At 46.4% G+C, this 24517-nt stretch carries 22 protein-coding genes; 16 read left to right on the top strand and 6 right to left on the bottom strand.

What is annotated here, in order from left to right; all coding sequences use genetic code 11:
* Nucleotides 1-86: 86 nt before the first annotated feature.
* The 12 genes from FHW36_RS03375 (at nt 87) to FHW36_RS03320 (ending at nt 12934) form a co-directional block, all read left to right on the top strand.
* Nucleotides 87-2525: a heavy metal translocating P-type ATPase gene (locus FHW36_RS03375; protein ID WP_145662216.1), complete on the top strand. Its 2439-nt coding sequence runs from the start codon at nt 87-89 to the stop codon at nt 2523-2525.
* A gap of 198 nt (nt 2526-2723) precedes the next feature.
* Nucleotides 2724-3014 (top strand): cupin domain-containing protein, encoded by a 291-nt coding sequence (locus FHW36_RS03370; protein WP_145662213.1) that lies wholly within the window; start codon nt 2724-2726, stop codon nt 3012-3014.
* A 7-nt stretch (nt 3015-3021) separates the two neighbouring features.
* Nucleotides 3022-3192 (top strand): cbb3-type cytochrome oxidase assembly protein CcoS, encoded by a 171-nt coding sequence (gene ccoS / locus FHW36_RS03365; protein ID WP_145662210.1) that lies wholly within the window; start codon nt 3022-3024, stop codon nt 3190-3192.
* A gap of 18 nt (nt 3193-3210) precedes the next feature.
* A complete protein-coding gene (gene ccoN, locus FHW36_RS03360; RefSeq protein ID WP_145662207.1) occupies nt 3211-5355 on the top strand; it encodes a cytochrome-c oxidase, cbb3-type subunit I in 2145 nt (714 codons plus the stop codon).
* Nucleotides 5356-5366: 11 nt separating this feature from the next.
* On the top strand, nt 5367-5546 hold the full coding sequence (locus FHW36_RS03355; RefSeq protein ID WP_145662204.1) for a CcoQ/FixQ family Cbb3-type cytochrome c oxidase assembly chaperone: 180 nt from the start codon (nt 5367-5369) through the stop codon (nt 5544-5546).
* Between the two features lie 10 nt (nt 5547-5556).
* Nucleotides 5557-6633 carry a cbb3-type cytochrome c oxidase N-terminal domain-containing protein gene (locus FHW36_RS03350; protein WP_186452289.1) on the top strand — a complete coding sequence of 359 codons (1077 nt, stop codon included), beginning with the start codon at nt 5557-5559 and terminating at the stop codon, nt 6631-6633.
* A 29-nt stretch (nt 6634-6662) separates the two neighbouring features.
* Nucleotides 6663-8048, top strand: a complete 1386-nt coding sequence (gene ccoG, locus FHW36_RS03345) for a cytochrome c oxidase accessory protein CcoG (RefSeq protein WP_145662198.1) — start codon at nt 6663-6665, stop codon at nt 8046-8048.
* A 33-nt stretch (nt 8049-8081) separates the two neighbouring features.
* A complete protein-coding gene (locus FHW36_RS03340) occupies nt 8082-8519 on the top strand; it encodes a FixH family protein (RefSeq protein WP_145662196.1) in 438 nt (145 codons plus the stop codon).
* 23 nt (nt 8520-8542) lie between these two features.
* Nucleotides 8543-9250 (top strand): sulfite exporter TauE/SafE family protein, encoded by a 708-nt coding sequence (locus FHW36_RS03335; protein WP_222428984.1) that lies wholly within the window; start codon nt 8543-8545, stop codon nt 9248-9250.
* Nucleotides 9251-9256: 6 nt separating this feature from the next.
* Nucleotides 9257-10615, top strand: coding sequence for an oxygen-independent coproporphyrinogen III oxidase (gene hemN / locus FHW36_RS03330; protein WP_145662193.1), 1359 nt, complete (start codon nt 9257-9259; stop codon nt 10613-10615).
* 608 nt (nt 10616-11223) lie between these two features.
* The gene (locus FHW36_RS03325) at nt 11224-12171 is read left to right on the top strand and encodes a UDP-3-O-(3-hydroxymyristoyl)glucosamine N-acyltransferase (RefSeq protein ID WP_145662190.1); all 948 of its coding nucleotides are present in this window, start codon (nt 11224-11226) and stop codon (nt 12169-12171) included.
* Nucleotides 12172-12259: 88 nt separating this feature from the next.
* Nucleotides 12260-12934, top strand: a complete 675-nt coding sequence (locus FHW36_RS03320) for a hypothetical protein (protein WP_145662187.1) — start codon at nt 12260-12262, stop codon at nt 12932-12934.
* Nucleotides 12935-12936: 2 nt separating this feature from the next.
* Here FHW36_RS03320 and FHW36_RS03315 read toward each other — a convergent pair whose 3' ends face one another.
* The 3 genes from FHW36_RS03315 to pheS form a co-directional block, all read right to left on the bottom strand.
* A complete protein-coding gene (locus FHW36_RS03315) occupies nt 12937-13923 on the bottom strand; it encodes an NAD-dependent epimerase/dehydratase family protein (protein WP_145662185.1) in 987 nt (328 codons plus the stop codon).
* A gap of 47 nt (nt 13924-13970) precedes the next feature.
* Nucleotides 13971-14819, bottom strand: a complete 849-nt coding sequence (locus FHW36_RS03310) for a 3-hydroxyacyl-CoA dehydrogenase family protein (protein ID WP_246121051.1) — start codon at nt 14817-14819, stop codon at nt 13971-13973.
* 131 nt (nt 14820-14950) lie between these two features.
* Nucleotides 14951-15979 (bottom strand): phenylalanine--tRNA ligase subunit alpha, encoded by a 1029-nt coding sequence (pheS, locus tag FHW36_RS03305; RefSeq protein ID WP_145662182.1) that lies wholly within the window; start codon nt 15977-15979, stop codon nt 14951-14953.
* 92 nt (nt 15980-16071) lie between these two features.
* Here pheS and FHW36_RS03300 point away from each other — a divergent pair, with 92 nt between their 5' ends.
* On the top strand, nt 16072-16914 hold the full coding sequence (locus FHW36_RS03300; RefSeq protein ID WP_145662179.1) for a sensor histidine kinase: 843 nt from the start codon (nt 16072-16074) through the stop codon (nt 16912-16914).
* Here the strand turns inward: FHW36_RS03300 and FHW36_RS03295 are convergent.
* Nucleotides 16911-17597, bottom strand: coding sequence for a response regulator transcription factor (locus FHW36_RS03295; RefSeq protein ID WP_145662176.1), 687 nt, complete (start codon nt 17595-17597; stop codon nt 16911-16913). The genes FHW36_RS03300 and FHW36_RS03295 overlap by 4 nt on opposite strands.
* 16 nt (nt 17598-17613) lie before the next feature.
* Nucleotides 17614-19050 carry a sensor histidine kinase gene (locus FHW36_RS03290; RefSeq protein ID WP_145662173.1) on the bottom strand — a complete coding sequence of 479 codons (1437 nt, stop codon included), beginning with the start codon at nt 19048-19050 and terminating at the stop codon, nt 17614-17616.
* Nucleotides 19051-19243: 193 nt separating this feature from the next.
* On the opposite strand from FHW36_RS03290, the gene FHW36_RS03285 reads away from it, so the two are divergent.
* Both FHW36_RS03285 and FHW36_RS03280 read left to right on the top strand, forming a co-directional pair.
* A complete protein-coding gene (locus tag FHW36_RS03285) occupies nt 19244-20029 on the top strand; it encodes a hypothetical protein (RefSeq protein ID WP_145662170.1) in 786 nt (261 codons plus the stop codon).
* 40 nt (nt 20030-20069) lie between these two features.
* A complete protein-coding gene (locus FHW36_RS03280; protein ID WP_145662167.1) occupies nt 20070-22958 on the top strand; it encodes a TonB-dependent receptor in 2889 nt (962 codons plus the stop codon).
* Nucleotides 22959-23039: 81 nt separating this feature from the next.
* On the opposite strand, the gene FHW36_RS03275 is transcribed toward FHW36_RS03280, so the two are convergent.
* Entirely contained in the window at nt 23040-23330 is a 291-nt protein-coding gene (locus FHW36_RS03275) for a hypothetical protein (RefSeq protein WP_145662163.1), read from the bottom strand.
* A gap of 238 nt (nt 23331-23568) precedes the next feature.
* Between FHW36_RS03275 and FHW36_RS03270 the strand changes: the two genes are divergently transcribed.
* On the top strand, nt 23569-24435 hold the full coding sequence (locus tag FHW36_RS03270; protein WP_246121050.1) for a hydroxypyruvate isomerase family protein: 867 nt from the start codon (nt 23569-23571) through the stop codon (nt 24433-24435).
* Nucleotides 24436-24517 lie beyond the last annotated feature (82 nt).

Below are 24517 nucleotides of genomic sequence, written 5' to 3'. Positions count from 1 at the left end.
ATAAATATCATATTCCCCCTTGACACATGTCATTGCTCCCCGGGAGCCCTACCGGTACTTTTGTAAATACACAAAATACCAACAGCATGGCAGTTTCTTCACATACCAATACGCTCACGTCCTGTTATCACTGCGGGGAGGATTGTTTCGATACCGATATCACCATACAGGACAAAGTATTTTGCTGTCAGGGTTGTAAAATGGTATATGAAATACTTAACCAGTACGACCTTTGCGAATACTACGATCTGAACAGCAAACCGGGTATAAATCAACGTATTACTGCCAGGAATGATAAGTTTGCGTTCCTCGATGATGAAAAAATTGCCCAGCAGTTATACTTGTTTAAAGATGATACGCAAACCCATGTAAATTTTTACATTCCACAAATCCATTGCAGCTCCTGCTTATGGCTCCTGGAAAATTTACACAAACTGGAACCAGGGGTCCTGCGTGTAACCGTTAACTTCAGTAAGAAAGAAGTGCTCATCGTTTTTTCACACACACAAACTTCCTTGCGAAGAGTGGCTGAAATACTTACCGCAATTGGTTATGAGCCCTATATCAGCTTACAGGATTTACAGCATAAAAAACCACGGACCAACCGCCAGCTGGTATACCAGGTGGGCGTAGCGGGCTTTTGTTTTGGTAACATTATGCTGCTCAGCTTCCCAGATTATTTCGCCGGTGCCGGTGGGCTCGATGAAAGTTTCAACCGCCTCTTCCGTTATATGAATCTTGTGCTGGCCCTGCCTGTATTGTTGTACAGTGCACAAGCCTTTTATAAATCCGCCTGGGGCGGGCTTAAACATGGGTTTCTCAATATCGATGTGCCAATCGTACTAGCCATCTTTGTCACCTTTATCCGTAGCCTGGTAGAGGTATGGCAGGGACAAGCCGGCTATTTTGATTCGATGACCGGTATCGTTTTCTTCATGCTGATAGGACGTATCCTGCAAGATAAAACCTACCAGGGGCTTTCCTTCGACCGGGACTATACAGCTTACTTTCCTATAGCCGTTACCGTATTAAAGGAAAACAAAGAAGTGCCCACTACGCTTCCTGACCTGAAAACAGGTGATACCATCCGCATTCAATATAATGAACTGGTACCCGCCGATGGCATAATTGTCCGGGGAAAAGCATTGATAGACTATAGTTTTGTAACCGGCGAATCTGCTCCGGTTCATAAATCTATCGGGGAAATTATTTATGCCGGTGGACGGCAATTAGATGGTAGCCTGGAAATCCTTACCATTAAGGAAGTGGCGCAAAGCTACCTGACAAGCTTATGGAACCGTGATGAGTTAAAACATAAGGAGGAAAAAGAGGTATCATTTGTGCATCTGCTAAGCCGCTACTTTACCTGGATTGTATTGTTTATTGCTGCTATCACCGCGTGCTATTGGGCTATCCATGAGCCAGCACGTATATGGCCCGCGGTTACCGCGATCCTGATCATTGCCTGCCCCTGCGCCCTGCTACTGGCATCGTCTTTTACCAACGGGCATATTCTCCGCATTCTCAGCCGGCATCAGCTATATCTCCGCAATGCACAGGCTATTGAAAATATGGCTAACGCTACGCATATCGTTTTTGATAAAACTGGTACGCTGACCGGAAAAACAGGTAGCTCGGTTGTTTATTATGGCACCGCACTCACCCCGGGACAAGAAGTACTGGTGGCTACATTGGCTGCCCAGTCCAGCCACCCGCTGAGTAAAGCCATCGTAGCTTATTGCGGAAACCCGGCGCCTCTTGCCGTTCATGACTTTCAAAATTTTACTGGTAAGGGCGTGTGCGGCTGGGTAGACGGCTACTTTATCCGCCTGGGAAATGCCGACTTCGCCGGCGCGCATAAAAAAAATGAACAGGAAGGCAGCGTGGTATACGTTGCTATCAATGAAAAACTGGCCGGCCTATTCACCATCCGGAATACGTATCGCAGCGGCCTGCGGCAGCTCATGCAACAATTACAGACACAATATCCGCTGTCTGTACTTTCAGGAGATAACAATCATACCGCCAACAAGCTACAAAAACTGATGGGAAATAAGGCCACCTTGCTTTTTGAACAAAAGCCGGCTGATAAACTTGCTTATATCATCTCCCTACAACAACAAGGAAAAAAAGTGATGATGATAGGAGATGGCCTCAATGATGCAGGAGCGCTCAAACAAAGCGATATTGGCATTTCGATAACGGAAGACAGTAATAATTTTACGCCGGCCAGCGATGGTATTATGGACGCCAAACAGTTGCCTGCATTGTTCTCCTTTATACAATTGTGCAAAGCCAACAAACGTATTATCCTCATCAGCTTTGCTCTATCTGTGCTTTACAATATTACCGGGCTGTATTTTGCCGTACAGGGTATTTTATCTCCCCTGGTAGCCGCGATACTAATGCCGGCCAGCTCTATCAGCATTATCCTGATCACTTTCGGATGCAGCGAATGGCAGGGTAAGAAGCTCTCTGCCAAGGCATTTCAACAAATGACTGACAAATGTCATGTTCCCGGTTGAGTAAAATCATATTCCCAGTTGAGTAAAGTCATTGCCGCTGCTACACAGTGATACTACCTTTGACATAACACGAAACATACATAGTATAATCTAAGCTACCCCCATTCCAAGCCCGCATGAAATGGGCGTGTAAACAGTTAACAAAATGACTGTTTACACGCAGCGGGTGAGGCATGCCGGAAATCAACAAACTAGCAAATGAAAGGTATAAACGTAATGCAGGAGGCGGGGAATGAAAAAGTGAAAAGCTGTGCTATTCTTAAAACCAAACGCTTCGACGCCACGCTGCTGATCGTGCAGCAGGGATACCAGATCCCTCCGCATACTTCTCCCGCCAATGCCATGATACTGATACTGGAAGGAAAGATCGCATTTATGCTGAATGAAGAAGTAACCATCCTGGAAACGGGAGATGTATTTTCTTTCGGCGCCAATGAGCTACATGCCTTGCAGGCATTGGAAACAACACGTTTTATTCTCATTAAATAACTATACCATGAGCGTTATCGTCATTTTACTCGGAGTCAGTTTACTGGTAGCATTAGGGTTCCTCGGCGCCTTTATCTGGTCTGTTAAAAACGGACAATTCGAAGATGATTTTTCTCCCGCTCACCGCATTCTTTTTGAAGACAAGAAAGACAACGTTAACGAACAAACGAATTTATAAACACCATTAAATACCATTATGTCACTCGAAAAATTTTATTACGACAACCGGCCGGTGAAATGGTTTGCCTATGCTTGTGTGTTCTGGGGACTGATAGGCATGCTGGCCGGTTTGTGGGCCGCACTGGAGCTGGTAATCCCCGGTCTTAATGCGGGTTTTGCACCCATTACTTTTGGCAGGCTCCGTCCTGTACATACCAATGCGGTCATCTTCGCTTTTGTGGGCAATGGCATTTTCATGGGTGTGTATTATTCGTTGCAGCGCTTATGTAAAGCCCGTATGTTCAGCGACCTGCTGAGTAAAATCCACTTCTGGGGATGGCAGTCCATCATTGCCGGTGGCGCCCTTACCCTCTTCCTGGGTTATACTACCGGTAAAGAATATGCGGAACTGGAATGGCCTTTCGACATCGCCATCACCCTTATCTGGCTGGTATTTGGCGCCAATATGCTGGGCACTATTCTTCGCAGGCGTGAATCTCATCTCTATGTAGCTATCTGGTTCTATATTGGTACCTGGGTAGCTATCGCGATGCTGCATATTATTAATTCCTTCGAATTTCCTTTATCCCTGTTCAAGAGTTATAGCTGGTATGCGGGCGTACAGGATGCGCTGGTACAGTGGTGGTATGGACATAATGCAGTGGCATTTTTCCTGACCACGCCTTACCTGGGACTCATGTACTACTTTGTTCCCAAAGCAGCCAACAGACCAGTATATTCTTATCGCTGGTCTATCATTCACTTCTGGTCGCTGATATTTATATATATATGGGCCGGCCCGCACCACCTGCTATATACTGCTTTACCTGAATGGGCACAGTCACTGGGTACTGCATTCAGCGTAATGCTGATAGCTCCGTCCTGGGGAGGTATGCTCAACGGGTTGCTCACACTCCGTGGTGCATGGGACCGGGTAAGGGAAGACGCCATCCTGAAATTCTTTGTGGTAGCACTGACCTGCTATGGTATGGCCACTTTTGAAGGCCCAATGCTGTCGCTGAAAAATGTAAATGCAATCAGTCACTATACCGACTGGACCATTGCACACGTACACGTGGGCGCCCTGGGCTGGAATGGCTTCCTCACTTTTGGTATCCTCTACTGGCTGATTCCACGCCTGTTCGGCACTGCCTTACATTCCCGCAAATGGGCCAATACCCACTTCTGGATTGGTACGCTGGGTATTATCTTCTATGTGATCCCGCTTTACTGGGCCGCCTTTACACAAAGTATGATGTGGAAACAGTTTACGGAAGAAGGACAACTGAAATACCAGTTCCTGGAAACCGTTACCACCATCGTGCCCATGTATGCGCTGCGTGCCGTAGGAGGATTATTATACATCAGCGGCGTAATCCTGATGGCAGTCAACCTGACTAAAACCATCCGCAAGGGCGCTTTCATTGCCAACGAAGCAGCCGAAGCCCCAGCACTACCGAAAGTAATCGTTACCCATGGTAAAGCCCACTGGCACAACTGGATTGAACGCCGGCCCATTCAGCTGGTGGTATTCAGCCTGGTAGTAGTTGCCATAGGCGGTTTACTGGAAATGATGCCTACTTTCCTGATACGCAGTAATATCCCTACTATCAGCAGCGTAAAACCATATACGCCACTGGAGCTCCATGGCCGTGATATCTATCTGAGAGAAGGTTGTTACACCTGCCACTCCCAGATGATACGCCCTTTCCGGGATGAAGTGGCCCGTTATGGCGAATATTCCAAAGCAGGAGAGTTTGTATATGACCATCCTTTCCAGTGGGGGTCCAAACGTACAGGTCCCGACCTGGCCCGCATCGGCGGTAAGTATCCCGACTCCTGGCACTTTAACCACATGCTGGACCCAACATCTATGTCTCCCGGATCTATCATGCCCGCTTATCCCTGGCTGTTTGAAGAAAGGGTAGATAAAAGTAAAACGCCTGCTATGATCAGCGTAATGCGGAAACTGGGTGTTCCTTATGCAGATGGTTATGAGGTACATGCCAACACAGAACTGGACAAACAGGCACAGAAAATAGCTGACAGGTTACAGAAAGACAAACTACCCATCAAGGCGGATCGTGAAATTATCGCTTTAATCGCCTACCTGCAAAGGATGGGGAAAGATATCAAGTCAGCGCCCAAACCCGTAGCACAAACCGATAACGCAGCATTTTAAATCTTCAGATCATGAAATTCATTAATTACCTGGGATCTATAGCCGGCATCAGCGTTTACCCAATGGCTTCGCTACTGCTGTTGTTCACCTTTTTCGTGGGTGCTTCGCTGTGGGCTTTTAAAGCCGACAAAAAAATGGTGGATCATATCAGCCGTATTCCATTAGATAATAATGACGATCATTCTCTATAAAAGTATAATGATGAATAAACAGTGTATAAAACTATTGGCCGGCAGCTTACTATGCAGCATTCCCGCTTTCGCAGAGGGCGGAGCTAACGCTCCTTCAGAATTATCTGACCCGGTAGCGCTGGTATTGCTGGTCGTAATCGGAGGACTATTACTTGCCATCGCCGTGCTGGGCAATGCGGTAATGGGAGCCATGGATATTTTCAGGGAAAAGATGAAAAAAGATGCCGGAAAAACCTTGCTGGTAATAGGTATTGTCGTGACGACACTCATGAGTAGCTCCGCCTTCGCACAAACGTCGGCTACTGCGCCGGCTGCAGCTAATCCTTATTTCTCTCATCTGTCGCAGACTTCATTCTATATACTGGTATCTGTGATCGTACTGGAGTTGGCGGTAGTCATCAGCCTCTTATTTCTCCTGCGTTTCCTGGTAGGTATTCAACGCAAGCGCAAACCAGCGAAAGCAGTGGTACCCGGAAAACCGAAGGTGTCCTGGATGGAAAAGCTCAACAACACCAAAACAGTGGACGCCGCCTCAGAAGAAAACGAGGATATGGGCCACAACTTCGATGGCATCCGGGAACTGAATAACCCTACGCCTCCGTGGTGGAAATGGGGCTTCGCCTTTACCATCTGCTTTGGTATTGTATACTTCTGGCGTACCGAAATTTCCCATTCAGCTCCGAATCAACTGGAAGAGCTGGCAGCTGCAGAAGCAAAAGCAGCGGAAAGCAAAGCCGAATACCTGAAAAAAGCGGCCAACAAGATCGACGAAAATAATGTCACCCTCCTTACTGATGCAGGAGATATTACTGCGGGGCAAAAGATGTTTATTTCCAACTGTGCACCCTGCCATGGTCCGCAAGGACAGGGCGTTGTAGGGCCCAACCTTACGGATGACTATTGGCTGCACGGAGGCAAGATCAATGAAGTGTTTAAAACTATCAAATACGGCGTTGCCGACAAAGGGATGAAGTCCTGGCAGGAAGACTTTTCGCCTAAACAACTGGCACAACTGGCCAGCTTCATCAAATCAATACACGGTAGTAATCCACCCAATGGCAAGGAACCACAGGGGCAAAAAGAGTAGGACTGTTTACCGGGATAAAGTATTATATCATGAGCGACCATACATTCAGAGATTCTATAGCCACAGTTGATAAGCAAGGCAAACGCAACTGGATATTTGCCAAACAGCCCAAAGGACGCTGGTACAATATCCGCAGTCTGGTGAGCCTCTTTTATTTTAGTGTTTTTTTCAGCCTGCCGTTTATTTCCATAAATGGCAGACCCCTATTTATGCTGAATGTGATAGAAGGGAAGTTTATCCTGTTTGGCGCTATCTTCTGGCCACAGGACTTCTTCATCTTTGGGCTGGCAATGATGGCTTTTATCCTCTTTATTGTTGTATTTACCATGGCTTTCGGGCGGCTTTTCTGCGGATGGATGTGCCCTCAGACTATCTTCATGGAAATGTTGTTCCGCAGGCTGGAGTACTGGATAGAAGGGGATGCGGCAGCACAAAAACTGCTGCAACAAGCGCCCTGGAATACCAATAAAATTATTCGCAAAACGGGAAAACACCTGGCCTTTTACGCATTATCTTTCCTGATTGCCAACATCTTCCTGGCCTATATTATCGGGGCTAAAGCCCTGGGGCATATTATCACCGAGCCTTTATCAGCGCATGCCGGGGGCTTCATAGCCATCCTGGTATTTTCGGGCGTATTCTACGGCGTGTTTGCCTTTATGAGGGAACAGATATGCACTATTGTTTGCCCTTATGGCCGTTTACAGGGCGTTTTACTCGATAAAGACTCCATACTGGTAGCCTACGATTATGAGCGGGGAGAACCCCGCGGAAAGTTCCGTAAAGACGCCTCCCGGGCACTGGGCGACTGCATAGACTGTATGCAATGCGTAAAGGTTTGTCCCACGGGGATAGATATACGGAACGGTACCCAGCTCGAATGTGTGAACTGTACCGCCTGTATAGATGCCTGTGACTTCATGATGGAGCAAACCGGCCGGCCAAAAGGGCTCATACGCTATGCCTCTGAAAATGGCATTGCACAAAAGAAAAAACTGCGCTTTACCCCCCGGCTGCGGGTATACACCTCTGTACTGACGTTGCTCCTCATCGCCATTGGCGCTATGCTGGGAAGCCGCAAACCGGTAAGTGGCACTATCATGCGTACCGCCGGGATGCTGTACCAGGAAAGAGGCACTGATAGCCTCACAAACCTCTACCGCATTAAACTCATTAATAAAACAACGAAAGACATTCCGCTGGAATTACGATTGGAAGATGAAGCCGGCGTTATATCCATGGCGGGGAATACCCTGATCCATGTAAAAGCAGAAGGGCAGGGAGAAGGGACCTTCTTTGTGGTACTACCCAAAACAGCTGTGCATAAACGTAAGTCGACCCTTTATATCGGCCTGTATGAAAATAATGAAAGAATTACCCGTTTACGCACCACCTTCCTGGGACCGGTACAATAAACGGCGCTATATAAACCGATTAAACTGATTATCATGAACTGGGGACACAAGATTATCATTGTATTTGTAGTGTTTGCTGCCGGCATCCTCACATTGGTTACCAAAAGCATGCGCACCAGGGTAGATATGGTAACGCCTGATTACTATGGCGAAGAACTGAAATATCAGCAGATAATTGACGGTAAGCAAAATGCCGGCAGGCTGTCTGCTCCCATTACTATTGCACAACCTGAAGAAGGGATAATGATCACCTTTCCGCCCGAACTGCAAGGCAAAGCATTAACCGGTAAACTTACCTTTTACCGGCCTTCAGATTCCCGTAAAGATATCCAGTTAGCCCTCCAACCCGATCCATCTGGACATCAGTTGATCAGGAAACAGCTGTTCAGCAAAGGGCAATACCAGGTAAAAGTGCAGTGGACCATGAACAACCAGCCTTTTTACCAGGAAACACCCGTGCATATCTACTAATCATTCCGCTAAAAACTAACATTATGATCGCCTCTTTTATGTTGGGTTTCGTTGGCAGTTTTCACTGTATAGGGATGTGCGGGCCTATTGCCCTTACTTTACCTATACAGCATCTGACTGGCTGGAAAAAGTTGGCAGGCATGCTCCTGTACAACACCGGCCGCATTACTGCCTATGCGTTACTGGGCATCATTTTCGGTTGGCTGGGTAAACAGCTGTATCTCGGTGGTTTGCAACAATGGTTGTCTGTTATTACCGGTATTGTTTTGTTACTGGCGGTTGTCGTAAAATATACCCGTACCGGGTGGAGGAAAGGAGGTGCGCTTCCTACCATATTTACCAGCAAAATAAAATCTGCCCTGGGTACCCTACTCCGGCAGCAGCGCTTCCGGACGTTATTTGCCATCGGCTTTTTGAACGGACTCCTGCCATGCGGGTTAGTGTACCTGGCTATAGCCGGCGCTATCGCTACCGGCGGAGTATTACAGGGAGCATTGTTTATGGCGGCTTTTGGAGCAGGCACCCTTCCGGCAATGGCAGGCGTTACCTGGTTCAGTCACCTCGTTACGCTCTCTGTACGTAATCGCATGCGTAGCCTGATCCCCGTGGTTATCAGTATCATGGGAGTACTGCTGATCCTTCGTGGCCTGAACCTGGGCATCCCTTACATCAGTCCCTCCATGTCTGCCGGTACCGAACATGTTGTTCATAATTGTTGTCATAAATCTTAAGCTATCATGAGCCTCATCACTAAATATAATGTAGCCGCACCACGATATACCAGCTATCCAACTGTTCCTTACTGGGAAGAAAGCAGCTTTGACCCCGACAAATGGAAAGCATTGCTGAAAAAATCTTTCCTGGAGTCTAACCACCGGGACGGCATCAGCATTTACATCCACCTGCCATTCTGTGAAAGCCTGTGCACCTATTGTGGCTGTAATAAATACATCACGGTAAACCATGCAGTGGAAGGCCCTTATATCGAAGCGCTGTTGAAGGAATGGCAACTGTATGTAAATACCTTTGGCAGCAAGCCCCGCATCCGGGAGATACACCTCGGAGGTGGTACACCCACCTTCTTTAGTGCCAACCATTTAACCACGCTGCTGAACGGCATTTATAGCCAGGCCGAACTGCTACCCGATGCCTGTCTGAGCTTTGAAGGACACCCGGGCAATACCACGCCGGAACATTTACAATCGTTATACAACCTGGGATTTCGCAGAATCAGCCTGGGCATCCAGGACTTCGATATGCGGGTACAGGAAATCATTAACCGCTTGCAACCGTTCGGCATGGTAGCCTCTGTAGTAGAGAACGCCAGGAAGATCGGTTTCACCTCCATCAACTTCGACCTTATTTATGGTTTGCCATTACAGACCCTTATAAGCATGCAGCACACCATCGATAAGGTGGTGCGGCTACGGCCCGACAGGATCTCTTTCTACAGCTATGCACACGTACCCTGGATTAAGGGAACCGGTCAGCGTAGATATACAGAAGAAGATTTGCCCAAAGATGAAGAAAAACGCCAGCTGTATGAACTGGGCAAGTTGCTTTTCGACAGCAGCGGATATACAGAGATAGGAATGGACCATTTTGCCCTGCCAGGCGAAGCCCTGCACAAAGCTTTTGAACAGGGAAAACTGCATCGTAACTTCATGGGATATACCGTTTCTCATACGTCGCTGCTGATAGGCCTGGGCGCCTCTTCCATTGGAGATAACTGGTACGCGTATGTACAAAATGAGAAGCAGGTAAACGCCTACCAGGAACTGGTTAACAAAGGCGAGTTTCCAATAGTACGCGGACATATACTGAGCAGCGAAGACCTGCTCCTGAGGAGGCATATTCACAACCTGATGTGCCACTTTGAAACCACCTGGCGCCGGGAAGACACACAATGCGACGCCGTAATAGATGGCCTGCAAAGATTGCAGGAACTGGAACGCGACGAACTGGTATTGGTAACACCTCAAAAGGTACAGGTAACCGCCAAAGGAAAGCCGTTTATACGCAATATATGCATGGCTTTCGACGCCCGGCTGTGGCGACAAGTACCACATTCACAATTATTTAGCAAAGCAATATAGTGATCTTGATTCCATACTGATATGCATCTTCATAACTGGGTGCGGAGTGGTATAAAACTGAAAATATTTGAAGTAAAACGACACCTGCGTCATTCAGCTATTTTTCAAACAACAAAACACCCGTTATGATGATAAAAATATTTGACCGTTCCCGGTACATTTTTCCCCTGAAGGGGGTGAAATCCTCCCAAAAACATAAAATTAACCAACAACGATATCTCGGGTTTCATCCCTGGGAAATGGTAAAAAAGTAACGATAAAAAGAGGATCATTTTATGTGAGAGAAAATAACGATCCGCTGTAATGCTTTATTCGTGCGGCTTTTAAAGGCAATAAAAAAAGTCTGACTGCTTTAACAATCAGACTTTCTTATTATGTGAATGGGTTAGTAAGTACAGGGAAACAAAATTCCCTACACAATATTAAAAAGAATTTCATCACAAAAGAAAAAATTTACAAAAAATTTTATTCACACTACTAAAATAATTGTGGATAACAGTTGTCAAAAACACCTCTTTTATCGTCGTCATCCCCCCATATTTTGATGGAAGCAATTGCTGATTTACTACCTTTGTTGCTCTTTAACATTATTCAATAATTCAGAGTATATGAAGTTCGAAGCACCTGTTGCAGTAACTGAAATAGCAGCATATATAGGCGCAGAGCTGGTTGGCAATAACCAATTGATGGCTGCTGGTCTCAACGAAATACACAAGGTAACACCGGGAGATATCTCCTTCGTTGACTTTGAAAAATACTATAACGCCAGCTTACAATCAGCAGCTACCATCATCATCATCAACAAGAAGGTAGAGTGCCCGGAAGGGAAAGCACTTTTGGTATTAGACGACCCGTTCAGTGCCTATGTAAAACTGGTGAAAAGATTCAGACCATTTGAACCGGCTACCAAAGCCATCAGCGATACAGCGGTGATAGGAGAGGGCACCATTATTCAGCCCAATGTGTTTATCGGTAACCACGTGCGCATAGGGCGTAACTGTCTTATACACCCCAATGTAACCATCTACGACCATGCTGTTATCGGCGACAACGTAATTATCCACGCAGGAACAGTGCTGGGCGCCGATGCATTTTACTTCAAGAAAAGAGCCGACAGGGAAGTGATCTACGACAAACTGGAAAGCTGCGGCAGAGTTATCCTGGAAGACGATGTAGAAATAGGCGCCGGCTGTACCATCGACAAAGGCGTAAGTGGCGACACCATCATTGGTCGCGGTACCAAGCTGGATAATATGATCCACATCGGACATGGCACCGTAGTTGGCAGAAACTGCCTGATCGCTGCCCAGGTAGGTATTGCTGGTAAAGCCAAAATTGAAGACAATGTGATCCTTTGGGGACAGGCAGGTGTGAATAAAGATCTCACCATCGGAAAAGGAGCTGTTGTAATGGCCCAAAGCGGTGTACCTTCTTCCCTGGAGGGCGGTAAAGTATATTTTGGCTCCCCGGCAATTGACGCCCGTGAAAAAAGGAAAGAAATCAGCTGGGTCAAACGCATTCCCGAAATCTGGGAAAAAGTAAAAGATATCCGGTAAGCCCTCTGCGGAGATTTGTTTATCTGCGGCGATGCAGATAAACAAATCTCCGTAAAATTGACCCGCAAAAATTTAAACCACCCATTTCATGAAGCAATTACTCGCTGTTTTTATCCCCTTGCTGCTTTGGAGCTGCACCACCACCAAAAAAGCCCAAACTACCTCTTCACTATACACCAACGACCAGGAATGGGCTACCAAAATAAAAGATGGCTGGCTGACGGCTAAAACCATCTCTTTTGGACTTTATTCCACCACCTCCCGGAAAAACGGAGTAGCGGAAGCAACCTTCATCAAAGACCCGAAAAATGCTTTTAATTTTTACCTGAACGGTAATGGCGAACACCTCCTGGTACAAACCATGAACGCATCAGCCATTTCCTTCAGCAACCGCAATTTGCCGGGCTGGCTTAACAGTTTACCGGGTAGCACCGATCTTCGCTATGTCCTGATCAACGGCACCAAAAATGAGCCTTTAAAACGCTGGGAAATGATTGTTAAAGCGCCTCATTACCTGGAACTAAACGATAATAAACCAGTAGGTATCCTCCGGTGTACCGATACGGATATACGCATTACCGCCCATAACCGCTTCGGAAAGGTAAATTCGTACGAAAATATATGTTATGAATTCCAATATCGCGGACAACCCGTGGCGGCTGTCATTCCTGGCGATAAACCCCGGGTATGGGTAAGCCCGGATGCGGGAACAGAAATGTCTAAAACCCTGGCCGCTGCTATTGCCGCCTTCCTGTTCCAATAAAGTTACTGAGCAACGGAGCGCTCCTGTAAAAAAGCGGTGGCAATATGTTGAATGGTATCTTCCAGTGGTCGGAACTGAAACCCCGGCAACGCATCTAATACCTTCTTGTTTTCATAATACACCTTCATTTGGGCGGTACGCGCCGTTTCTTTGGTAACTAGCGGATGCTTTCCCGTAAGCATTCCCTTTATCTTCTCGATCCGCCATACCACCTCGGCCATCCAGGGCCTGGCAGCTATATGAGGCGGCTTCTTTCCCAATGCGCTGGCCATAGTGGTAAATAATTGCTGGTAACTCCAGTTATCGGCGGAAAGAATAAACCGTTCGCCACTGATATTACTGTCCATTAACCGTATCATTGCCTCCACCACATCTTCTACATCTACAAAACCATTTACGCCTCCGGTATAGTAAGGAAATTCTTTCCAGGCATTCTTCAAGAGCGCTCCCGAACCATCGTTCCAGAAACCCGCACCCAGGATAATCGACGGATTTACGATCACCGCGTCCAATCCCTCTGCAATACCTCTCCATATTTCCATTTCCCCCTGGAACTTGCTGACGCTGTAACGGGAATTGTTTTTACTGTCTTCCCATTCACAATCTTCATTCACCGCAACCCTTTCCTTTGCTCTTCCAATCGCAGCCACAGAACTTACATACAGTAACTTTTTAACGCCGGCATCCAACGCCATATTTACTACGTTGGCCGTACCTTCTACGTTAATCTTCATCAACCGGCCTTTATCTCCCGCCTGAAAGGATACCACCGCCGCACAGTGATATACCTGGCTAACGTCTGCCATAGCATCTTCCAGTGAACATACATCCAGTATATCGCCCTGTACCCATTCTATCTTGCCGGAAAGATCCTGCAACCGCGGAGAAGGTTGTTGCCGGTACAAAGCCCTGACAGGTTTCCCCTCTGCCACTAATGCCCGAATTAAATAACTACCTAAAAAACCTGTACCACCGGTAACTAAAATCATGAAGATTATATTCTATTACTAAAGAGGACCAAAAATACTAAAACAAACTATTGTTCGTACCTGTAAAAACCCAATCCTGTTTTGCGTCCCAGCTTACCATCCTTTACTCTTTGCTCCTGCAGCACATTAGGTTTAAAGCGGGGCGCATGGTGAAAAGCGTCGTAAAGTGATTGTGTAACAGCCAGGTTTACATCATTGCCGATCAGGTCCATTAACGCAAAAGGTCCCATTTTAAAGCCGGCACTTTCCAGCAACTGATCAATAGTGCTGAAATCTGCCAGTCCCTGCTCGGCCAGGTGCATCGACTCCAGGTAATAAAGCCTGGCTACCCTGTTTACAATAAAGCCCGGCGTATCTTTTACGCTAACCGGCACCTTACCCATTTTACGAACCAATTCAAATACCGTGTTGGCTATTTCCGGTGCAGTGTGTTTTCCACTCACTACTTCCACCAGCTTCATCAGGTGGGCTGGGTTAAAAAAATGCATGCCCACTACCCGGGATGGATGACTTACTGTTTCTGCTATTTCGGAAATTGACAGGGAAGAGGTATTAGTAGCGAAGATAGTATCTGGAGTATTAATGGCCGCCAACTGGTTAAACAATGTGGTTTTCGCAGCAACCTTTTCTACGATAGCCTCAATAATCACATCGGCTACACAGTCTTCCATATCGGTAGTAAAACGGATATGCTGTAACACTTCCTGCTTATCTGCTTCCGCCAGCTTTCCTTTTTCCACTGCAGTATTCAGACTCTTTTCTATCTGCACCCTGGCTTTGTTAAGTCCTTCCTGCTGTATATCAAACAATACCGTATTAAATCCGCTATAGGCTGCTATCTGCGCTATCCCGGCGCCCATAGTGCCGGCGCCGCATACTACAATAGATTGAATCACATCGGAAGATTTTCTGGCAAGCAGAAAGGGGAAAACGCAAGGCCATTGTTTCAGATCATAATTTTATCCTTATCATCTACCACAATTGCCTGGCGTTTTCCCCTTTTTGCATGTTGCCTGGTTATTAAAAGCTATATCGCTCCTTCAAACTGTTCCAGGAAACGGGTATCGTTCTCAGAAAACAGGCGTAAGTCTTTAATCTGGTATTTCAGCATAGTAATGCGCTCTATCCCCATGCCGAAAGCAAAGCCGGTATACTTCTCAGGGTCAATACCACAGTTGGCCAGCACTTTTGGATGTACCATCCCGCAGCCGAGAATTTCTACCCAGCCGGTTTGTTTACATACCGGGCAACCCGTACCACCACAAATGAAGCATACAATGTCCATTTCAGCGCTGGGCTCTGTGAACGGGAAGTAGGAAGGACGGAAACGGATACCGGTATTTTCACCAAACATTTCCTGTACAAAGTGATACAATGTTTGTTTCAGATCCGCAAAAGAAACATTTTCGTCTATATACAATCCTTCTACCTGGTGAAAGAAGCAGTGTGCACGGGCAGAAATCGTTTCATTACGATATACTCTTCCCGGGCTGATAATACGGATGGGGAGCTTTCCTTCTTCCATAATCCTTACCTGGGCGGAAGAGGTTTGGGTACGCAACAACCAGTCAGGATCCTTGCTGATGAAAAAAGTATCCTGCATATCGCGGGCCGGGTGGTTCTCCGGCAAATTAAGCGCGGTAAAATTGTGCCAGTCATCTTCAATTTCCGGTCCTTCAGCAATGGTAAAACCAAGCCGCTCAAAAATCCGGATGATTTTATTCCGTACCAGGCTGATAGGATGCCTGGTACCGAGCCGGTGAGGCGCCGCTGGCAACGTATAGTCTGTATCGCCCTGATCCGCGCCGGCAGCTTCTTTCAGATCACTGAACTGCTCATAGCGGGATTCCGCGAGTTGCTTAAATTCGTTTAATATCTGGCCAAATTCTTTCTTACGGTCATTCGGTACCTGCTTCATCTCCCCGAAAAGAGCTTTCACGATACCTTTTGTACCCAGGAATTTTATGCGGTACTGTTCCAGATCCGCTGCGCCCGCAGGCGTAAAAGCCGCTATTTCATCTTTGTAGGCTGCTATTTGCTGTACTAACTGTTCCATAAACGACAAAGATAAGCGATTCTCCCGTGTTTAGATACAACGCTTATTTTCCCGGAAAAGGCGTAAATTCCATAAGCAAATTGAAGAACTTTATGCCAATAACCACAAACATTACTACGTTGTTGCTGGCAGCAACAGTGTTGGCATTTTGCTTTCTCCTTTTCTTGCGCTACCGCTCCCGGCACCTGCTCCTTAAAAATAATGCAGCTGCCGCTGCCCATCATATCAATCAACAGGAAAATGAACTGCAACTGCTGCGCCACCAGTTATCGGAACTCAAATTATCCGGCCTCAAATCACAGGTAAATCCTCATTTCGCATTCAATTGCCTCAATGGCATTTATACTGCGCTGATGACCGGCGAAACCTCCCTCGCGCAGGAATACATTTCCGGTTTTGCGATACTGCTCCGGAAAATGCTCCTGTTAACAGATAAAAACTTCATTTCTTTACAGGAAGAAACCGATATGCTGGACCAGTATCTCAGACTTGAGCAACTCCGCACCAACAACGGTTTTGTATATACCCTCAAAACAGATTCCCGCATTTCCCCAGCCACCCTCCCGGTTCCCTGCATGTTGGTACAACCTTTTGTGGAAAATGCCATCTGGCATGGACTAATGCACAAGGCAAACGACCGGCAACTGCATATCAGATGGATACAATTACAACAAAACCTTTATGCCTGTGAAGTTACCGACAATGGTATAGGCCGGGCACAAGCCCTGCAATATCATCATGATGGACTGAAAACAAATAATCACCATTCCAGGGGGATGGAAATATGTATAGAAAGGGCTTCACTGTATAGATCTTTGTACCACACCCGGTTTGATATTGAAATTACTGATCTGCCCGGAGAAGAAAATACAGTAAGAGGTACCAGGGTATATATCACATTTGAAGTAGTTCCTGCTATGACAACCCCTCACTAAAATATAAGCTTGTATCCTACGCCACGGATATTCACAATCTGTACCCGGGAATCATCTTTCAGGTACCGGCGAAGTTTAGTAATAAAAACGTCCATACTGCGCGCATTAAAGAAATTATCGTCCCCCCAGAGATCTAACAGTACAGCTTTACGCTCCATTACTTCGTTTTTGTTATCATACAACCGGCGCAGGATAGCCGCTTCACGGTGCGACAAAAACTCGATGGAATTATTGCGGACCAGGGTTTGCTTGGTATAATTAAACACATATTGCCCTATAGATACAGCACCTTCTTCCAGTTCACGGCCTGCGGGATTATCGCCAAAACGCTTCAGCAACGCGGTAATACGAACAATCAGCTCATCCATACTAAATGGCTTTTTTAGGTAATCGTTACCTCCCAGCTCAAAGCCCTTCACCACATCGGCCGTTTGGGATTTAGCCGTCAGGAAGATGATTGGAGTGAGTTTATCCTGTTTACGGATTTCCGCCGTAACGCTAAATCCATCCATATTGGGCATCATGATATCCAGTACTACCACATCGGGATGCTCCTGCTGATACAAGCGAAGTCCTTCCCGTCCATCGGCAGCGTACAACATCTCAAATCCGCGTATTTCCAGGCTGTCCTTTACTATTTGTCCCAGTTGTACTTCATCTTCTATCAATAATACTTTTGCCATAAATCGCTTTTTAATACTATGCAGATGGAATAATAATCGTGAACTCACTGCCTTTCTCCGGTTCGCTCTGTACGTGGATACTGCCCTCATGCATTTCCACTATTTTTTGCACATAACTCAGTCCTAAGCCAAACCCTTTCACATTATGCAGGTTGCCGGTAGGCACCCTGAAAAACTTATCAAAGATACTCCCCTGGTATACTTTAGGAATGCCGATACCGTTGTCTTTCACCAGGATTTTCAGGATACCGTTTTCCAGGCTGGTCTGAATATATAGCTGTACCTGTTCCCCCGAATACTTGATGGCATTATCTACCAGGTTATTGATGGCATTGGCCAGGTGCGTCTTATCTACATATACCAGCTTGCCGGCCAGGTTGTTGTCATAGCGCAACTGCAGCTGTTTCCCTGCTTTCAGCTGGTGGTTCGATAAGATGTTATCTATGATTTCATTCAGGTCGGTTTCTTCCCGGAACAGCTCAATATCTTCCTTCTCTTCGGCAGCAATGTGCAATACCTTCTCCACCAGGTCTGACAGGCGTTGCAGCTCATTCTTTGAAATGTCGAGATAGGTTTGGGTTTTACGCTGATCATTCAATGCATTGAAATTTAGCATGGCCTCTACTGCCGCAGATACGGTAGCTATCGGGGTTTTCAGCTCATGCGTCATGTTGTTGATGAAATCATTCTTTACCTCAGATAACTTCTTTTGTTTAAGGATGGTTCTCAGCATGTAGGTAAAACAGAGCGTTGTCAGCACCAGCAGCACCAGGGAGGAGAGCAGGGTCCAGATCATCTTCTGTAATATAAACTGCAGGGGAGAGTCGAATGTAGCCTGAACAAACAGGTTACTGGCGGGATTAAAAGGGATTTTAGCTGTTTGCCTGGGCTCCCGGCGCCGGATACTGTCCCTGAAGGTTTCCCGGCCCAACCCGGTAAAGCTGTAGTGGAAGGTATCCAGCTTATAGGGCGTCGCGATTTGCCGGTTGGCCAGCTCCACCCTGAATACTGAATCCAGCTTCTTCATGTTGGTACTATCATCATGTAAGTTGCTGGTAATGAGGATCTCAGAAATCTGCCGGGCTAGCGTATCGGCGTACACCCGCACATTAGAATCGCCGCGGAAGGCTTCGGGGGGAGGGGGAGGACCCGGATAAAAGGCGTGGCCTTTAAACCGCTTACCCCTGGGCATGCCTATTTCCTCCAATTGCTCGGCTACACCCCGCATCGGCGAATTCAGTGAATCTTTATCCTTGCCAAAATACCGGATATAGCGGCGTACATCAGAAAACTGCTTGTTAAACACCGCCATTCTCAGCGATTCGTTGATCTCTTTATTGAACTGCTCTTCCCTTAGTTTGTAGGAGTTATACAACCAGTATCCCTGGAACAGAAATATGCCCAGTATACAAACAGACATAAGGATGAGGATATTTCTGATTCTTTGTCGCATGAAAATTTTTAAGCTCCTTACAAAACTATCCAATCGCGGCCTAATTCCCGTCAACTCCTTAACAGTAATTAACAGTAAATAAGGAAGATTAACGCTTGCCCATGGACCTTAACAGTAAATAACAGTAAATAAAGCTTTTTAACCTAAAAAATGAAAGCGAACGAGCACTTTTGTAGTACAAAAAAAACCAGGTATGAACCAAACTATCCGTTTACTCTTTGCAGCTACGCTGCTATCTGCCGCCAGCCCCGTATTGGCACAGCAATCAGGCACGATTGAATACGAAGTAACCGCAAAAACAGACCCTGAACGCATGCGTGGCTTTCAGCGCGGTGGCGGGGACGGCGACGAAGCCCCCCAAATCCCCGATGTCATTACCTTTAAACAAACCTTTACTTTTAACAACAATCTCGGTAAACTTACCACCGAACGGCCCGACTTCGGCGGCGCTGGCAGACGGCGCCCGGAGGGGGATACCAGCTCCCGCAATTTCCGCAGACCAGGCATGGGCGGAGGTATGGGCTTCCGCGGCAACAATGCCCAATACGTAGACCTGGCCAACAAAAAATACGACCAGGTGTTTACCACCTTGGGAGATGATAAGAAAACATATTATACCGAAGAAGATTTTATCTATACCGCTAATAACAAATCCACCGACAAAACAAAAAAGATAGCCGGCTATACCTGTAAAAAGGCCACTATCCAGCTAAAAGACGATACCTACACCGTTTGGTATACCACCGAACTGCCATTTGCGTTCTCTCCAATAAACGGTTTATTGCCCGATAGTAATGCAGTGGTTTTATCTGCCGAAGGCAGCAGACGGGCATTTACAGCAAAAAACATTAGCCTGAAACCCATTACAGACACCGACTTGGGTGTTCCCGCTGGTGCTGAAAAGGTAAGCCAGGAACAGATGAGAAATATCAGGAGACAAGAGATGGAGAAATTACGTAAGCGGCAACCACAATTGTAAATTTTCATCCTAACTTACTCCCGTCCTGTTAATATCATTTATGAAAAAACTTCTACAACTCTTGTTGATACTGAGTTTGGGCATTCTTCATGCCCATGCTCAGTCGCAACAAGGAAAGATTAAAGGCCAACTAACTGATTCTACTTCCAGGGAAGCTATGCCCGCCGCAACCGTTGTACTGTTAAATGCAAAAGACTCCAGTGTTGCCAGTACCTCAATGACAGATACCAAAGGAAACTTTGAAATCACCAATATCCCCAATGGCACATACCGCCTGTACGTAAGCTTCCTCGGCTATAAGCCCGTTAACAAATTGATACAGATCAATACCGACCATCAACAACTTACGCTGGGAAATATACCCATCGTACGCAAAGGCGTAAATCTGAATACCGTAGAAATAGTAGATGAGAAGCCGCCTATTGTAGTGAAAAAAGATACGCTCGAATTTAATGCCGATGCCTTCAAAACCCGCGAAAATGCAGTGGTAGAAGACTTGCTGAAAAAGCTACCCGGCGTTACAGTAGATAAAGACGGCGCTATCACCGCACAAGGGGAAACCGTCACCAAAGTACTGGTAGATGGTAAACCATTCTTCGGCAGCGATCCCAAACTGGCTACCAAAAACCTGCCCGCCAATATCATCGACAAAGTTCAGCTGATCGATAAAAAGACCGACCAGGCACAGTTTACCGGCATCGATGACGGGCAAACGGAGAAAACGATCAACATCACAATCAAAAAGGATAAGAAGAAAGGTATGTTTGGCCGCGCCACCGCAGGCTATGGTACCGACGACCGCTTCGGCGTTTCCCTCAGCTTAAACCGCTTCCGGGAAAATCAGCAGCTGTCGCTATTGGGCGGCGGCAACAACGTTAACAACATGGGGTATACCCAACAGGATCAGATGAGCTTCAGCTCTGCCGGCGGTGGCGGGGGCCGTGGAGGAGGCCGCGGAGGCGGAGGGATGCGTATGATGGTACAAGGCCTGGGCGGTAGCAGCAATAATGCCGGTATTACCCGCAACTGGAACACCGGACTTAACTTCAACCAGGACTTTGGCAAAAACCTGGTCGTAAATGGTAGCTACTTCTTTAATGATACCAAGCTGAACGTAGAGCAGAAAACAGCCAGGCAAACATTTACCGTCGATTCGTTGAAAAATCCTAATACCAACTACGACAACAACAACTCTTCCTCGCTGACAGACAATAGCAATAACCGCTTCTCTGCCCGCGTGGAATATACCATCGACAGCCTCCATTCCCTGATCTTTTCACCTGCCTATTCGCTTACCAACGGGAATAGCTACAGTGTTACACAAAACGTATCGTTACTCAACAATTTAAACGATACCATCAACAAGGGAATTACCTATAACGACGGACAAGGCAATAACCAGAATATAGGCGGATCACTGCTTTTCCGTAAAAAATTTAAAAAGGTGGGCCGTACACTCAGCGCCAATTTCAGCTATAGCAACAGCAATAATCAACAGCAGAATTTCAATAAATCGAGCATCACTTACTTCAACCCGGATAGCGTAGTAACGTTTAACCAACGCAATGACATCAATACCGACAGCTGGAATGAAGGCGTAAATGTTACCTATACAGAGCCCGTGGGAAAAGACCGCTATGTAGAAGCCAATTACGGTATCACGAAATACAACAGTAAGAGTACAAAATATACGTATGATTATGATGAAGGCAAAGGCGATTATAATATCCTGAATGACTCCCTCAGCAACGCTTTCACCAATAATACGGTGAATCAGCAGGCGGGTCTGTCGCTTCGTACCAACAAGCTAAAATATGATTATTCATTTGGGCTAAATGTATTGTTCAACAACCTGGATAATATGACACATTCCTTCCGCACCGGCAAGGATAGCCTGATCAGGCAGCATACCGTCAACTTCTCTCCCCAGGCGTCTTTCAACTATATGTTTGCAAAAAACAAGCGGTTACGGATCAACTATAATGGAAGCACCCAGCAACCCTCTGTTCAGCAGCTGGCGCCGGTGCCAGACAACAGTAACCCGTTGTATGTACAACTGGGAAATCCCGATCTGAAGCCAACTTTCAACAACTCTCTCAATGTTAACTATAACCAGTTCAACAATATTACTTTCCGGGGTATGTTTGCGTCTCTGAGCGGATCATATGCAGTAAACAGGATTATCAACGCTACCACGTTAGATCCTAAAACAGGGAAACAGACCGTAAAGCCTATTAACGTTAACGGCTATTTTAACGTAAGGGGAATGGTGCATAATTCTATTCCGCTGTCGAAAACACCCGGACAGAACCTAAACACCGGAACTACCGTGAGCTACAGCCGCGATGTAGTTGCCAGCAACAACGTGATCAGCTATACCAATACATTACAGTTGTCGCAGTCGGCCAACGTAAACTATATGTATAAGGAATTGTTCGATGTATCGCTGGGCGGCAGTGTAAACTATAACGCCACCGGCTATACGCAGAAAACAGCGTCCACGCTAAGCGATACCCGCTACCTGGATTATAACATCAACACCGACTTCAACATCAACCTGCCGCTGGGCTTTATGATAGGTACCGATGTGACCTGTACCATGAGCCGCGGCCGACAGGCAGGATATAACCTGACTTCTACAATGTGGAACGCCAATGTATCGAAGTATGTATTCCCTAAAAAGCAGGGATTGATTAAAGTGCAGGGATTTGATTTACTGAAACAGTATATCAGCGTATCGCGTTCCGTTTCCGATAATTATATCCAGGACACACAAAGCAATGTGCTGCAGCAATATTTCATGATCAGCTTCACCTACTTCCTGAATAAGTTTGGTGGCAATAACGGTAAAATGGGGGATAGAGGTCCCCGTATGATGAATTTCCCGGGTGGACGGGGCGGCGGATTCCGCCAGAGAGGCGGCTTCTAAGCAATTTCACCAAGAGTGAAGGGCTTTCATCTTGCGGCAGTAGCCACAAAATGAAAGCCCTTAGCTATTTTAGTGAATCATCTATTGCGCTGAAACGGTAGTTCTCCTTCCGGCCATTACCCGCTTTAATACCCACGCAATGGTAAATGTGGGGATAAAGTCGGTTCCCGGAAATAATTCCTCGATAAAGTTAAAAACACTACCAAAAGTAGCGAGGGGAGAACCGCCAAACATACGGTAAAAAATAATGGCAGAAATCGGAGCCCAGATAAAATCACTGGCCTCGCCTAAAACCGGGACCGCGTAACTGGCACATCCTATTACATCCAGCAATATGCAAACCCACAAACTTGGAGTATACTTTTTTTGCATTTTCAACCTCCGCTTTTCTCTACTTTAAACAAATTACTTACCAATTTTAAATACTACCTGTAAGTTACCATATTTACGCGGGAGAACAGCCGTTGGTTCTACGCAAAAAGCAAAATGCGTATTTCCCCTTTTTTACCCCAAAAGATAGCAGGGGCTTGTAAATAAGCATTATTTCGATTACATTGATGGCTCTTTAAAAGCAAACCATTTTATGCACCAGGAAAACTCACGCCGCGATATGATCAAAAAAGTTGCCTCCATGGCCTTAGCATCCACCGCGTTATCGTCTCTGTCCAACAGGGTATCTGCTCATGAGCAGGCAGTTGATTACAAGTTGAAAGGTAAAATCAACCACTCGGTATGCGCCTGGTGTTACAATATTCCTCTGGACGACCTGTGCAAGGCCGCCAAAAAAATCGGTATCCCCTCTATCGACCTCGTAGATCCGAAAGATTTCAGCATCCTGAAGAAAAATGATATGATCACCGCCATGGTAGCCAGCAATGGCCCTGAATGGGGGATCACCAAAGGGTTTAACAATCCCGCCCACCACGACAAACTGGAAGAATACTTCAAACACTATATCGATGAAACCGCGAAAGCCGGCTTCACCAATTTGATCTGCTTCTCCGGTAACCGTAATGGCATGAGTGATGAGCAAGGCATTGAAAACTGTACCAAGGGCCTGCAACGCGTTATCGGCTATGCCGAAAAGAAAAAAGTGACCCTGGTAATGGAGCTGCTCAATAGCAAAGTAAACCACCCTGACTACCAGTGCGACCACACCGCCTGGGGCGTAGCACTTTGTAAATCAGTGGGTTCTGCAAACTTCAAGCTGCTCTACGACATCTATCATATGCAGATCATGGAAGGAGATGTTATCCGCAATATCCGCGACCACCACGAATATATTGCCCACTACCATACGGGAGGGGTACCTGGCCGTCATGAAATTGACGAAACCCAAGAACTGTACTATCCAGCCATCATGAAAGCAATCTATGAAACTGGCTTCACAGGCCACGTAGCACAGGAGTTTATCCCCGCGCACAAAGACCAGATTGCCTCCCTGTCACAAGCTATTGAAATCTGCGATATCGCATAAGTATAGGAGGATAACGGATTTTGGATGCAGAATCAAACACGCCGGCATCCAAAATCCGTAAATTCATAAATAATATCCTACT

Origin of the sequence: Chitinophaga polysaccharea, assembly GCF_007829335.1 — a bacterium.
In the GTDB taxonomy this organism is placed as follows: domain Bacteria; phylum Bacteroidota; class Bacteroidia; order Chitinophagales; family Chitinophagaceae; genus Chitinophaga; species Chitinophaga polysaccharea_B.
The sequence above is the reverse complement of the archived record's forward strand: the minus strand, read 5'-3'. Positions and strand labels throughout refer to the sequence as shown.